The sequence below is a fragment of the Mesoflavibacter sp. CH_XMU1404-2 genome (genome assembly GCF_037029465.1).
GTDB lineage: Bacteria > Bacteroidota > Bacteroidia > Flavobacteriales > Flavobacteriaceae > Mesoflavibacter.
The window spans coordinates 144,966-158,084 of record NZ_JAYMEM010000006.1; the positions used below are offsets into that span (position 1 = coordinate 144,966).

The following is a 13,119-nucleotide window of genomic DNA, read 5'->3' on the forward strand; positions in this document are numbered from 1 at the left end:
TCTTTAATCTTTTTTTTCTGCTTCTACTCCGCTCAGCGTTTTCTATTTTTGTAACTGTTTTAAAAATTCTTTTACAATTTTGAAATCGTCAAAATCTGACCTAACACCATTTACCTCTTGATAGGTTTCATGTCCTTTTCCTGCTATTAAAATAATATCATTAGGATTTGCTAATTGACATGCTGTTTTAATGGCTTGTTTTCTATCTACAATAGACATTGTTTTTTTAAAATTTTGAGCTTCTACGCCTTTTTCAATGTCATCAATAATGGTTTCTGGCACTTCTGTTCGTGGATTATCACTAGTAAAAATCACCTTTGTACTTAAAGCCGAAGCGATATGTCCCATTTTTGGACGCTTGGTTTTATCCCTATCTCCACCACAACCTACAACTGTAATTAATTCTTCGTTTTTGGTACGAATATCATTTATGGTTTCTAACACATTTTCCAGCGCATCTGGCGTATGTGCATAATCCACAATTGCGGTAATTTTTTCATCAGAAATTAAGAATTGAAATCTTCCGCTTACACTTTCTAACTCGCTAATAAATCTTAACAATTCATCTTTTTCAAGACCTAATAATTCCGCGCAAGCGAAAATTGCCAAAATATTATATGCGTTAAATGTGCCGATTAATCGTACCCAAACCTCGTTATCATTCAGCTTTAGCAGCAATCCGTTAAATTGATTTTCTAAAATTTGAGCTTTATAATCTGCATAGCTTTTTAAGGCATAGCTATACTGTTTTGCTTTTGTATTTTGAAGCATGATGCTTCCGTTTTTATCATCTATGTTTGTTAGCGCAAAAGCAGTGTTTGGCAACTCATCAAAAAAGCGTTTTTTAACATCTCTGTATTCTGCAAAAGAATTGTGATAATCTAAATGATCGTGTGACAGATTGGTGAAAATTCCGCCTTCAAACTTTAAGCCTAATGTTCTGTTTTGGTCGATTCCGTGTGAGCTGACTTCCATAAAACAAAACTCTACACCTTCATCATTCATTTGCTTTAAATACGCATTGATAGTTAATGAGTCTGGCGTTGTATGCGTTGCTGAAAACTCTTTATTATCTACCATGATTTTTACAGTAGATAATAAACCTACTTTAAAACCGGCTTTTTTAAATAATTGGTATAATAGTGAAGCTATAGTTGTTTTTCCGTTTGTACCTGTTACACCTACTAACTTTAAATTTTCTGAAGGATTACCATAAAAGTTAGATGCCATTACTGCCAAAGCACGACTTGAGTCATCTACTTTAATATAGGTTACTTCTTTTTTTGTTATTGCAGGAATCACCTCACAAACTACAGCAATTGCTCCTTGACTTACAGCTGCATCTATATAGTTATGCCCATCTACAACAGTTCCCTTAACAGCTACAAACACATCATTAATTGCCACACTACGTGAATTAAAATGAATGTTACGCACCATAACATTTGTACTACCTACAACTGCATCTAAAGTAACTTTGTATAATATGTCTTTTAATGTAATCACTATGCTTTTAAAACTACTGTTTGATCTTTTTTAACTTTTGTTCCTTTGCTAATAGATTGGTTTTCTACTACACCAACGCCTTCAATTTTCACTTTTAAACCCATATTTTCTAACAATGCAACCGCATCCATAACAGGTAAACCCGTTACGTCTGGCATGATTGTTTTATACGTATTCGCTATATTGTAATAGGTTTTGTATTCCTTTTCTACATTAGCCGTTTTAGCTTCTAAACTCTCAACTTTATCAATAATTGGCGTGTCTGTAAATATCTTTTGAGCCACTTTTTTAAATACCGGACCAGATACATCTGCACCATAAAACCCTTTTTTTACACTAGGTTTATGAATAACAACAATGCAAGAATACTTAGGATTATCTGCTGGAAAATAACCTGCAAAAGATGAAATATATCTTGGGTTTTCTGCCCAATCTTTCATCCAATATTCTACACGAGCCGTACCTGTTTTTCCGCTCATAGAGAAATAATCTGAATATAAAGATGTACCTGTACCACGCTTTACCACGTTTTCCAACATGGTTTTTGCTTTTTGAAGTGTCTGATCTGAACAGATTTTTTCATTAATGATTTCCTTTTCAAACACTTCTATTTTTTCATCTAAACTCCTTACTTCTCTTATAAATCTTGGTTTAACCATTACACCATTATTAGCAACAGCATTGTAAAATGTTAATGTTTGCAACGGAGTAATTTTTAAGTTGTAGCCATAAGCAATAGATGGCAATGCATTACGACTCCATCTATCATCACCAGGTTTTGGTATCATTGGCTCGCCTTCACCTTTTATTGAAATATTTAGCTTTTTATCTAAATTCCATTTACTTAGGATATCCAAGAAGCGTTTTGGATCTTTTGCATACGCATTATCCACAATAGTTGCCAAACCAATATTTGAAGACACTTCTAAAGCTCTAGCTGCCGAAATTTTTCCGTGACCATGAGAATCTTTAATTCCGCGACCATAAAACACTTTGTAACCATTACCAGTATCTATCACATCTGAAGTGTCTACTTTTTTATCTTCTAAAGTCGCCATTAACGCCATTAACTTAAATGTAGAACCAGGTTCATGCGCTTCGTAAACTGCGTAATTTCTTTTTTCGTAATAGGTGTTTTTTGATGTTCTACCAAGGTTTGAAATGGCTCTAATTTCACCAGTTTTCACTTCCATAACCACTACAGTTCCATGCTCTGCTTCATATTTTTCTAATTGCTCTAACAAAGCATGATGTGCAATATCTTGAATGTTTACATCTATAGTTGTGTAGACATCGTATCCATCTTTTGGCTCAACTTCGTTATCAACTGTAATAGGTTTCCATTGTCCTTTTCCTATTTTTTGTTTGATCCGCTTTCCGTCGATTCCTCTTAAATAATCACTTCCAAAAGCACCATCTATTCCTGCTCTTGTTATATTTCCTTCGTCATCAACACGCTCGTAACCAATGGTACGTTGTGCCACTTCACCTAAAGGATGCTCTCGTTTTACATATTGCTCCACAATTAAACCACCTTTATACGGACCTAATTCTAAAAGCGGAAAACTTCTAAATTTCAAGTAGTCTGAATACCCTATGTTCCTTGCTAATAAGAAATATCTGTTCTTATTTTCTCGTGCTTTTTGTAATTCTTTTTTGTAATAAGAAACTGACTTACCAGAGTATTTTGAAAGCGCTTCACTTAACGGTGTTAAGTACTCTTTAAATCGTTTGTCGGTTGGCGTAATTGCATCAAACCTGATATCGTATTTTGGAATTGAAGTTGCTAAAAGACTTCCGTCTGCCGAGTACACATTTCCACGATTTGCAGGAATTGAAATGGTATCTATAAGTTTTTCTTCAGATAATGCTCTGTATTTTTCACCTTGCACAAACTGAATACTTAATAATTTAACCACAACAGCAATAGCGAAGATGAACATACATCCCGCTACAAAATACAATCTGTTTAATATGTTCTTTTCGTTAACTGCCACGATTGAGAACTTAATTTTGTGGTTTTACAATTATTTTAGTTGGCGGTATTACAGAAGGCGCCAAACCTTTTTCTTTCATTTTTTTCACAACAGAAGATTCCATTTTTAACTGCATCAATCTGGTTCTTCCGTCGTAAAGTGCCGATCGCAATTCTTTTACTTCATTATTAAGTCTTGCTATCTCGTACACTTTTTTATCTGCGCTATGCGAACTTGCTATCATTATTATTGCCAACACAGAAATAAACAAGATGACGCGCCAGTTTTTAAACGAGTCTTCGCTAACTAAAAACGTTCCTCTTAATATGCTATAGATACTTTTTTTCACTTTTATAGTTTTTCTGCTATTCTAAGTTTTGCACTTCTAGCTCTATTGTTTTCTTTTATCTCTTGTGCTGTTGGCACTATTAATTTTCCTACTTTTTTAAACGGAACTTCAAATCTTCCAAAAACATCACGTTCTGGCTCTCCTTCAAACAGTCCGTTTCGCATAAAGCGTTTTACTAACCTATCTTCTAAAGAGTGATAAGAAATTAGGCTTAATCTTCCTCCAGACTTTAAAACTTCTGGTGTTTGCTGTAAAAACTCTTTTAAAGCTTCAATTTCTTGATTCACTTCTATCCTTATCGCTTGATAGATTTGGGCTAAAATTTTATTTTCATGCTTTGGAGATAAAAACTTTTTTAAAGCAAATTTTAACTGCTCTGATGTTTTTATTTCGCCATTCATTCTTGTTTCTACAATCACTCTTGCCATAGCTGGCGCAGCTCTTAACTCGCCATACTGCAACAACACATCACGCAAATCTTCTTGACTATACTCGTTAACCACATGATAGGCTGATAACTGATTACTTTGATTCATCCTCATATCTAAATCTGCTTCAAAACGCGTAGAAAAACCACGTTCTGCTACATCAAATTGATGTGAAGACACACCAAAATCTCCTAAGATTCCATCTACTTCTTTTACACCGTAAAACCTTAAAAATCGTTTTATATATCTAAAGTTTTCATTGATTAGTGTAAAGCGACTATCGTCTATTTTATTTTTAAGAGCGTCTTTATCTTGATCAAAAGCGTATAGTTTTCCGTTTTCACCTAAACGACTTAAGATTTCTTTACTGTGTCCGCCACCACCAAAAGTGACATCTACATAAATTCCATCTTCTTTTATTGCTAAGCCGTCAACGGTTTCTTTTAATAAAACTGGGTTATGATATTCCATCGTCGTCGTCTTGTCCCATCACTTCTTCAGCTAAATCGGCAAAATCTACAGTTGCATCATCAATAGCTTTTTCATACTTCGTTTTATCCCAAATCTCAATAATATTAACCGCAGAAGACATTACTATATCCTTTGAAATAGACGCAAACACCACTAAATCTTTCGGGATCAACAATCTTCCGTTAGCATCAACCTCAACCATTTTCACACCAGCAGTAAACCTTCTAATAAAATCGTTGTTCTTTTTTTTGAAACGATTAAGCTTATTTACCTTCTGCATTAAAGCATCCCATTCGGTCATTGGATACAACTCCAAACACTCCTGAAATACTGCGCGTTTAACCACAAACCCATCTTGCAACACACCATCCATCTGCTTCTTTAAAGCAGCTGGTAGCATTAGCCTTCCTTTGGCATCTACTTTGCATTCGTATGTTCCTATAAATGAGTTCACAACAGCTTGAGACTGGGTTATATATTTAAAAACCAAATATATTGAAAATTTTACCACATTTTACCACATTTTACCACATTGTTAATAAATTATGTTATTTTAACACTTTCAAAGCGCTAAAACCTAAGCAAAATCAAGCCATAACCAACTTGTTAAGAAGTGGGAAAATGATGAAGGAAATTTCATTATTTAAATTTTGAAGTAAATACTTATTTTCAGTTTCATTTTAAATGAAATACCTATATTTGTTGCTAAGCAAAGACTAACCGTTTAATGACGCACAAACTAAAAAAAGAAGGAAAATTTAATTATATAGAAGTTGGCAATGGACAGCCAATTATTATACTTCATGGATTAATGGGTGGACTAAGCAACTTTGATGCTGTCACCTCTTATTTTAGTGATAATGGCTATAAAATTATTATTCCAGAACTACCTGTTTACACCATGTCTTTACTTAAAACTAACGTAAAGGCTTTTGCAAATTATCTTCATGAATTTATAGATTTTAAAGGATTAGAAGATGTTATTTTATTAGGAAACTCACTTGGTGGACATATCGGATTATATCACACAAAATTATACCCAGAAAAAGTAAAAGCTTTAGTGATCACTGGAAGCTCTGGACTTTATGAAAGCGCTATGGGAAGTGGCTACACAAAACGTAGTGATTACGAGGTTATAAAGAAAAAAGCACAAGACGTTTTTTATGATCCAGAAGTAGCAACTAAAGAGATTGTAGACGAAGTTTACAAAACCGTAAACGACCGTAATAAGCTTATAAAAACATTAGCTATTGCAAAAAGTGCCATAAGACATAATATGGCAAAAGATTTACCTAAAATGCAAACACCTACCTGCATTATTTGGGGAAAAAATGACACTGTAACTCCGCCAGAAGTTGCAGATGAATTTAACAGTCTTTTACCAGACTCTGAGCTGTTTTGGATTGACAAATGCGGTCATGCTGCAATGATGGAGCATCCAAATACTTTTAATGAAATTTTACACGCTTGGTTAAAAAAGCGTGAGTTTTAATTTATCGCTTTCGCGGAAATAAAAACAAATCTAATGCATATTAAATCTGCCACATTTGTAATGAGCAACTCTGATGTTGCTAAATGCCCAAAAGAAAAGCTAGCAGAATACGCTTTTATTGGTCGTAGTAATGTTGGTAAATCTTCATTAATTAATATGCTTACCAACCGAAAAAGCTTAGCAAAAACCTCTGGAAGACCAGGAAAAACTCAGCTAATAAATCATTTTTTAATTAATGATAATTGGTTTTTAGTAGACCTACCAGGTTATGGTTATGCTCGTGTTTCTAAAAGCACAAAAAAAGTATTTCAAAAGTTTATAACTGAATATTTTGAAAAGCGAAGACAACTAATTACCGCTTTTGTTTTAGTAGACATTAGACACAAACCTCAACCAATAGATTTAGAGTTTATGGAATACTTAGGCTTAAACGGTATACCATTTTCTATTGTGTTTACCAAAGCAGACAAACTTAAACCAAAAGCTATAGAAAGACATATAGAAGATTATAAAAACATACTTCTTGAAACCTGGCAAGACATGCCAAATTACTTCGTAACGTCTTCAAGTAAAAATATTGGTAAAGACGAGTTACTTGGCTATATTGACCATTTAAATAACACTATAGAAGTTGAACAGTAAAATAAAAAAGACCGCGTATAATAGCGGTCTTTTTTTTAAATAGATTGTACAATTACTGATTTAAAACTAAGTCTGTAATTGTTAAAACTTCTACTTCTTCTTCATTACCATCTTCGTCTTCTACTATTTCTGTAGAAGTTTCATAGGTAATTGTAAAATCTTCACCTATATAATCATCTGTGTCTAAATCGTAGTTTTCTAATACTTCATCTGAAGCGTATTGAAACTCCATTGTTTGTTTTTCTCCTTTTACTGTTACTGTAAATACGTAGTTAAATTCTTCTGTTCCTTCATAAGTACCACTTACTATGTTTTTGGTTAACGGAGTTACAAAAGCTGTTGACAAAAAAGCAACTAATGCTAAAGCTAAAACGATAAGTTTAGTTTTCATTTTAAAAAAAATTAAAGTTAAGTTTGATTGTTTTTGCTCGGAAGTTTGCCACCTCAAGTCCGATTACTTTTAGTATTACAATACCTTGTAAGTACGTGTGGTAAAATAAATTATATGCGTTTGTAAAATCTTATTGGACTACCAAAATTTAGCCACAAAAAGATCAAAGACTTCAATTACGATTAGTATGATTATGATCCACTCTAAAGTACTACTTTCTCTGTGATCCATAATATCTTTAAAAAGCTCTAAGTTTTCTTTTATAATTTCGATTCTATCATGTATTAATCGGTAACGTGCATGCAAATCAAAAGACTGTTTTAGGTCTGTATTTAACTTGTTAAGTTGCTCTTTTTCCCAAGTTATTTCTGGTGAATCAAAAATGTATAGGTTTTCAGAGATTTTATTTTTTATGTTTAACGTCTTCCCAATAAAGCGTTTTAACTTATGTCCTGAAATATCTAGTTTTCCTTTTTTTTCTAAGTATAACGTATGCTGATGGGTTTGTTCTAGCAATTCTTCTGTAATTTCAGAATATCTATCTAATGCTACACTTTGCGATGCGTACAACATTACCAATCTTATCATTTCTTGATCAAGAGTTGGTAATTCTATATGGTTAAACTGAACTTTAAGTGTGTTTGGTTTGATTAAAACTTCTGTTGCTTCAGAAAGTTTTTCGGAGAAATAATTATTGGTATGCGGTTTTAGGGTTTTTAATACTTCTTCAATTTGACTATCTGTCATATTAAAAAAACTAACCATACCGTATTGAAAAACATAAACAAATGCATGTTGATCAATTTCGTAAAATAGCTCGTCACTATCTTGAAACAGCAATTGCCAAGACAATTGCTGTTTGCAAGTTTTTATATTAATGCTACTAGCTATTTGATAAGCTACAACTTTGTACATTTTTAAAAGTCATCGTCCTGCTCTTCGCTAGGCTCTATCTCTGGATCTTGTATAGCATCTGGATCATCATTATCATAATCTTCATAATCATCTTCGTCATAATTCTCCATTGTTTGTACCAACTTCGTACTTACTTTTACTAAGTACTTAGTATCTTCTGTTGTAACTTCTACTGCTTCTACCAATTCGTTTTTAGCATTTCTAAACTCGATAATATGATCTTCATCATATCCATCAGGATATTTTTCAACTAAAAGCTTTAAAATTTCTGGCGTTAGCTTTTTGAAGTCTACAATAACACGTTTTAGGTTGTCGGGTTTTCTCATGGGATAATTTTACTTTTTCGGTTGTGTTTTTTCAATTTTAAATTTAATAGAATTTTTTACCAACCCAAAAGATATGCGAAAATTAATGGCGCAACTATTGTGGCATCACTTTCTACAATAAATTTTGGTGTATTTATGTCTAATTTTCCCCATGTAATTTTCTCATTTGGTACTGCACCAGAATAAGATCCGTAACTGGTTGTAGAGTCACTTATTTGACAGAAATAGCTCCAGAATGGTGTATCTGTACGCTCCATATCTTGATATAACATTGGCACAACACAGATAGGAAAATCTCCTGCAATACCACCTCCTATTTGGAAGAAGCCGATACCGTTTTGTGAATTATCTGTATACCAATCTGCTAAAAACGTCATGTATTCTATACCAGATTTCATAGTGCTTGCCTTAAGCTCTCCTTTTAATACGTAGCTAGCAAAAATGTTACCCATAGTACTATCTTCCCAACCAGGAACAACTATTGGTAAATTCCTTTCTGCTGCTGCATACATCCATGAGTCTTTTAAATCTATTTCGTAATATTCTTCTAAAACTCCAGAAAGTAACATTTTGTACATATATTCATGAGGAAAATAGCGTTCGCCATTAGCTTCTGCGTCTTTCCATATTTTATAGATATGCTCTTGTAATCTTCTAAAAGCTTCTTCTTCTGGAATACAAGTATCTGTTACTCTGTTTAATCCTTTTTCTAATAAATCCCACTCGTCTTGCGGTGTTAAATCACGGTAATTTGGCACACGTTTGTAATGTGAATGCGCCACAAGATTCATAATATCTTCTTCAAGGTTGGCACCTGTACAGCTTATTATTTGAACCTTGTCTTGACGGATCATCTCTGCAAAACTTTTACCTAACTCGGCTGTACTCATAGCACCTGCAAGAGATACTAACATTTTTGCACCGTTGTCTAACTGTGCTTCGTACCCTTTTGCTGCGTCTACAAGAGCTGCAGAATTAAAGTGTAAATAATGATGTTGAATAAATTGAGAAATTGGTCCTTTAGTACTCATCGTCTTCGTTATATTTTGAGCTGTTATTTTTTTGTTTGCTTTCGTAATTATTATCGTATTCGTCGTCTATATCTTGATCTAAAAACTTATAGCTTAACATTTTGTAATATAATTTTGCAGCTAAAAAGTCTGAAGATTTTTCATCTTTATTTGGGCAAAGTTCTACAATATCAAAACCTACTACATTTTTTTCTTCAAATATTTGTCTTAAAAAATCTAGAGTTTCGTACCATAGTAATCCACCTGGTTCTGGCGTACCAGTGCTTGGCATAATAGAAGGATCAAACACATCTAAATCTATTGTAATAAATACATTGTCTGTCATTTGATCTATTGCGCTATCCATCCAAGTGCTATCTTCTACCATCTCATGAGCAAAGTATGTTTTTTCTTCATCCATTACTGTTTTTTCGATAGCATCCATAGATCTAATTCCCACTTGAATTAAATTAGTAGTTTGACTTGCTTCGTAAACTGCGCAAGCGTGATTACATTTAGATCCTTCATACTCTTTACGTAAATCTGCATGCGCATCTAATTGTAATACTGTTAAGTTTGGATACATCTCGTTAAACGCACGAATGGTTCCTATTGATATTGAGTGCTCGCCACCAAAAATGGTTACAAACTTATTCTTTTTAATATACTTTTTTGTTGCTTCATGCACTGCCTCTACCATTGCTTCTGGACTACTGTTTTCTGTAACAGCGTCTGCCAAAAACACACCTTGCTGATATACTTCTGTATCAGTTTCAATGTCGTATAATTCCATGTTTTCAGATGCATCTAAAAAGGCTTGTGGACCTTTATCTGCACCTTTTTGCCAAGTACTTGTACCATCATAAGGCACAGGAATTAACACTACTTTTGCTTGTTCTAATTTTGCGAATTCTTCTGGAATTCCTGCATACGTTTTAGTTTGCATAACCTAAAATTTTAAGTAAGTCTTCACTTTTTTGTTGTTCAGAAAATAATTGTGTTTTGATGTTTCCATCGTCATCTTTACTTATTAAGATGTGTTTTGGGCTTGGTATTAAACAGTGTTGTAAACCGCCAAATCCTCCAATGGTTTCTTGGTATGCTCCTGTATTAAAAAAGCCTATGTATAAAGGTTTATCTACATTATATTTTGGTAGATATATTGCATTCATATGTTGTTCGCTATTGTAATAATCATCACTATCACAAGTTAAACCACCTAACAGAACACGCTCATAACTATCATGCCAACGGTTAATTGGCAGCATGATAAATCTTTTATTTATAGCCCATGTATCTGGTAACGTTGTAATAAAAGAAGAGTTGATCATATTCCATTTTTCACGATCGTTTTGTTGTTTTTGATATAGTACTTTATAGATTGCTCCTCCACTTTCACCTACAGTAAAACTCCCAAATTCTGTAAAAATATTAGGCACATCTACACCTTCTAAATCGCATATGGTTTGTATCTGGTTGATGATTTCGTCTATCATATATTCATAATCAAACTCAAATGCTAAAGAGTTTTTTATAGGAAATCCACCACCAATATTTAAACTATCTAATGTTGGGCATATCTTTTTTAAACTTACGTATACGCGCAAACATTTTAATAATTCGTTCCAGTAATACGCATTATCTCTAATACCTGTATTGATAAAAAAGTGAAGCATTTTAAGCTCTACTTTTGGATTGTCTTTAATCTGACTTTTGTAAAAAGGTACAATATTTTTGTAACCGATACCTAAACGCGAGGTATAAAACTCAAATTTTGGCTCTTCTTCAGAAGCAATCCTAATACCTACTTTAAATTTATCATTAATTTCTTCTGAAAGCAAATCGATTTCTTCATAATTATCGATTATTGGTATACAGTTATGATGTCCGTTATTGATTAATCTTGCAATGTTAGTTACGTATTGTTCACGTTTAAAACCATTACTAACCACAAAAGTATCATTAGTTATTTTGCCTTCTTTTTTAAGGTTTTCTACAATATCAATATCAAATGCAGACGATGTTTCTATGTGTATATCATTTTTTAAAGCTTCATTTAAAACATGTTTAAAATGAGAACTTTTTGTACAATAACAATAGTTGTATTTACCCTTATAATTGTGAGTTTTTATAGCATTTGCAAACCATTGTTTAGCACGTTGAATGTTATTAGAAATTTGAGGTAAATAGGTGAATTTTAATGGCGCGCCATATTCTTCTATTAACTTCATTAAATCTACATCGTGAAATTGTAAAGTCTTATCTTTTAAATCAAATTCTTCTTGAGGAAAATCAAAAGTTTGATTTATTAAATCTATGTATTTAGTGTTCATTATTATTTTTGAAAAAATTTATGCAATATTTAAGTAACACAGTGTTTAATAACTGTTAAAAAAATAATAAGAAATTATCAGATTTGAATTTTCAAGTCATAAGTTGGCACAAAGCCAAGCTCATGCTGACTAGCATAAATTGAAGTAAATGCGGAAGTTAGCTTTAAAATTCGGTCGCTTAATCTGTAAGCTGCTTTTGAGTATGACTTCCTAATTTTCAAAAGCCCGAACGTAGAAACAGTTTTCAAAATGTTCAGCTAAATGCGTGGCAAATGTAATTTTTTTTTTGACACGCAAAACTTTTTTTTAATTTTTTTAAAATTAGTTTAATTGTAACAAAAATCACAAAAAACAGCTGTAAGATTTAGTATTTTGCACGACTAATTTTTTAGTTTCATAATTAATAAATGGAAAAATATTTAGACGCTTTTATAAATTCTTTTTTGGGCACAGTTAATTGGACTTATAAATCTATAATTTTTGAAGTCCCTTGGTACACCAATTATTTTTGGGGATTAATCATTATATCTTTGATCGTTTGGGGATTAGAAATTGCTTTTCCTTGGCGAAAAAATCAAGCAATCATTAGAAAAGATTTTTGGTTGGATGCTTTTTATATGTTTTTCAACTTTTTTGTGTTTGCTATTGTTATTAGCGGATTTTATAAAATACTAAGTTTATTTTTTGCTGAATTCAACATAACTGCAAAAAGTCTAGCTTTAATAAATATCTCTAACTGGTCTCCTTGGTTACAATTGCTTGTATTCTTTTTAATATTAGATTTTGTACAATGGTTTACTCATGTGCTACTACACAGATATGAAGTGCTTTGGAATTTTCATAAAGTACATCACAGCGTTAAAGAAATGGGTTTTGCAGCACATTTACGTTATCATTGGATGGAAAACGTTTTATACAAACCTCTAAAAGTTTTTGGCGTTATGATTCTTGGTGGTTTTGAGCCAGAACAAGCCTATATTGTTCATTTTGCAGCAATCACAATTGGGCATTTAAATCATTCTAATATTAAGTTGACTTACGGTCCATTTAAATACATTTTTAACAATCCTGTCATGCATCTTTATCATCATGCTTATACCATACCAGAAGGTAGGCATGGTATTAACTACGGAATTAGCTTAAGCTTATGGGATTATATTTTTAAAACTAATTATGTACCAGAAGATAGTGGTACTATTGAAATTGGTTTTGAAGGTGACGACCAATTTCCTAAAGATTTTATTGGTCAAAACACTTACGGATTTAAGAAAGAGAAATAA

General features: G+C 32.6%; 14 protein-coding genes. 3 read left to right on the forward strand and 11 right to left on the reverse strand.

What is annotated here, in order from left to right; translation table 11 throughout:
- Window positions 1-42: 42 nt before the first annotated feature.
- From WA327_RS05320 to mraZ, 5 genes are all read right to left on the reverse strand, one after another.
- The gene (locus tag WA327_RS05320; RefSeq protein WP_336067274.1) at window positions 43-1,506 is read right to left on the reverse strand and encodes a UDP-N-acetylmuramoyl-L-alanyl-D-glutamate--2,6-diaminopimelate ligase; all 1,464 of its coding nucleotides are present in this window, start codon (window positions 1,504-1,506) and stop codon (window positions 43-45) included.
- Window positions 1,506-3,449, reverse strand: a complete 1,944-nt coding sequence (locus WA327_RS05325; protein ID WP_336067597.1) for a penicillin-binding protein — start codon at window positions 3,447-3,449, stop codon at window positions 1,506-1,508. The genes WA327_RS05320 and WA327_RS05325 overlap by 1 nt, the downstream gene beginning before the upstream one ends.
- A gap of 64 nt (window positions 3,450-3,513) precedes the next feature.
- The gene (locus tag WA327_RS05330; RefSeq protein ID WP_106686899.1) at window positions 3,514-3,831 is read right to left on the reverse strand and encodes an FtsL-like putative cell division protein; all 318 of its coding nucleotides are present in this window, start codon (window positions 3,829-3,831) and stop codon (window positions 3,514-3,516) included.
- A gap of 2 nt (window positions 3,832-3,833) precedes the next feature.
- Window positions 3,834-4,730, reverse strand: coding sequence for a 16S rRNA (cytosine(1402)-N(4))-methyltransferase RsmH (gene rsmH, locus WA327_RS05335; RefSeq protein ID WP_336067276.1), 897 nt, complete (start codon window positions 4,728-4,730; stop codon window positions 3,834-3,836).
- Window positions 4,717-5,184, reverse strand: coding sequence for a division/cell wall cluster transcriptional repressor MraZ (gene mraZ, locus WA327_RS05340; protein WP_336067278.1), 468 nt, complete (start codon window positions 5,182-5,184; stop codon window positions 4,717-4,719). The genes rsmH and mraZ overlap by 14 nt, the downstream gene beginning before the upstream one ends.
- A 273-nt stretch (window positions 5,185-5,457) precedes the next feature.
- On the opposite strand from mraZ, the gene WA327_RS05345 reads away from it, so the two are divergent.
- Window positions 5,458-6,222 carry an alpha/beta hydrolase gene (locus WA327_RS05345; protein ID WP_336067281.1) on the forward strand — a complete coding sequence of 255 codons (765 nt, stop codon included), beginning with the start codon at window positions 5,458-5,460 and terminating at the stop codon, window positions 6,220-6,222.
- Window positions 6,223-6,255: 33 nt separating this feature from the next.
- The gene (gene yihA / locus WA327_RS05350; protein WP_336067283.1) at window positions 6,256-6,864 is read left to right on the forward strand and encodes a ribosome biogenesis GTP-binding protein YihA/YsxC; all 609 of its coding nucleotides are present in this window, start codon (window positions 6,256-6,258) and stop codon (window positions 6,862-6,864) included.
- Between the two features lie 52 nt (window positions 6,865-6,916).
- Here yihA and WA327_RS05355 read toward each other — a convergent pair whose 3' ends face one another.
- The 6 genes from WA327_RS05355 to WA327_RS05380 all read right to left on the reverse strand — a co-directional run bounded on the left by WA327_RS05355 (window position 6,917) and on the right by WA327_RS05380 (window position 11,839).
- Window positions 6,917-7,255, reverse strand: a complete 339-nt coding sequence (locus tag WA327_RS05355; RefSeq protein ID WP_336067286.1) for a hypothetical protein — start codon at window positions 7,253-7,255, stop codon at window positions 6,917-6,919.
- A 138-nt stretch (window positions 7,256-7,393) separates the two neighbouring features.
- Window positions 7,394-8,170 (reverse strand): RMD1 family protein, encoded by a 777-nt coding sequence (locus WA327_RS05360; protein ID WP_336067289.1) that lies wholly within the window; start codon window positions 8,168-8,170, stop codon window positions 7,394-7,396.
- A 2-nt stretch (window positions 8,171-8,172) separates the two neighbouring features.
- On the reverse strand, window positions 8,173-8,496 hold the full coding sequence (locus WA327_RS05365) for a hypothetical protein (protein WP_336067292.1): 324 nt from the start codon (window positions 8,494-8,496) through the stop codon (window positions 8,173-8,175).
- 56 nt (window positions 8,497-8,552) lie between these two features.
- The gene (locus WA327_RS05370; protein WP_336067295.1) at window positions 8,553-9,527 is read right to left on the reverse strand and encodes a deoxyhypusine synthase family protein; all 975 of its coding nucleotides are present in this window, start codon (window positions 9,525-9,527) and stop codon (window positions 8,553-8,555) included.
- Window positions 9,517-10,452 carry an agmatinase gene (speB, locus tag WA327_RS05375; protein ID WP_336067297.1) on the reverse strand — a complete coding sequence of 312 codons (936 nt, stop codon included), beginning with the start codon at window positions 10,450-10,452 and terminating at the stop codon, window positions 9,517-9,519. The genes WA327_RS05370 and speB overlap by 11 nt, the downstream gene beginning before the upstream one ends.
- On the reverse strand, window positions 10,442-11,839 hold the full coding sequence (locus tag WA327_RS05380; RefSeq protein WP_336067300.1) for an arginine decarboxylase: 1,398 nt from the start codon (window positions 11,837-11,839) through the stop codon (window positions 10,442-10,444). The genes speB and WA327_RS05380 overlap by 11 nt, the downstream gene beginning before the upstream one ends.
- Before the next feature lie 407 nt (window positions 11,840-12,246).
- On the opposite strand from WA327_RS05380, the gene WA327_RS05385 reads away from it, so the two are divergent.
- Entirely contained in the window at window positions 12,247-13,119 is an 873-nt protein-coding gene (locus tag WA327_RS05385; RefSeq protein ID WP_336067302.1) for a sterol desaturase family protein, read from the forward strand.

Excerpts from the sequence above, each read along its gene's own strand:
- WA327_RS05325 (WP_336067597.1), bottom strand. The coding sequence starts at position 3,449 with ATGTTCATCTTCGCTATTGCTGTTGTGGTTAAATTATTAAGTATTCAG.
- rsmH (WP_336067276.1), bottom strand. The coding sequence starts at position 4,730 with ATGGAATATCATAACCCAGTTTTATTAAAAGAAACCGTTGACGGCTTA.
- WA327_RS05345 (WP_336067281.1), top strand. The coding sequence starts at position 5,458 with ATGACGCACAAACTAAAAAAAGAAGGAAAATTTAATTATATAGAAGTT.
- yihA (WP_336067283.1), top strand. The coding sequence starts at position 6,256 with ATGCATATTAAATCTGCCACATTTGTAATGAGCAACTCTGATGTTGCT.
- WA327_RS05355 (WP_336067286.1), bottom strand. The coding sequence starts at position 7,255 with ATGAAAACTAAACTTATCGTTTTAGCTTTAGCATTAGTTGCTTTTTTG.
- WA327_RS05360 (WP_336067289.1), bottom strand. The coding sequence starts at position 8,170 with ATGTACAAAGTTGTAGCTTATCAAATAGCTAGTAGCATTAATATAAAA.
- WA327_RS05365 (WP_336067292.1), bottom strand. The coding sequence starts at position 8,496 with ATGAGAAAACCCGACAACCTAAAACGTGTTATTGTAGACTTCAAAAAG.
- WA327_RS05370 (WP_336067295.1), bottom strand. The coding sequence starts at position 9,527 with ATGAGTACTAAAGGACCAATTTCTCAATTTATTCAACATCATTATTTA.
- speB (WP_336067297.1), bottom strand. The coding sequence starts at position 10,452 with ATGCAAACTAAAACGTATGCAGGAATTCCAGAAGAATTCGCAAAATTA.
- WA327_RS05380 (WP_336067300.1), bottom strand. The coding sequence starts at position 11,839 with ATGAACACTAAATACATAGATTTAATAAATCAAACTTTTGATTTTCCT.
- WA327_RS05385 (WP_336067302.1), top strand. The coding sequence starts at position 12,247 with ATGGAAAAATATTTAGACGCTTTTATAAATTCTTTTTTGGGCACAGTT.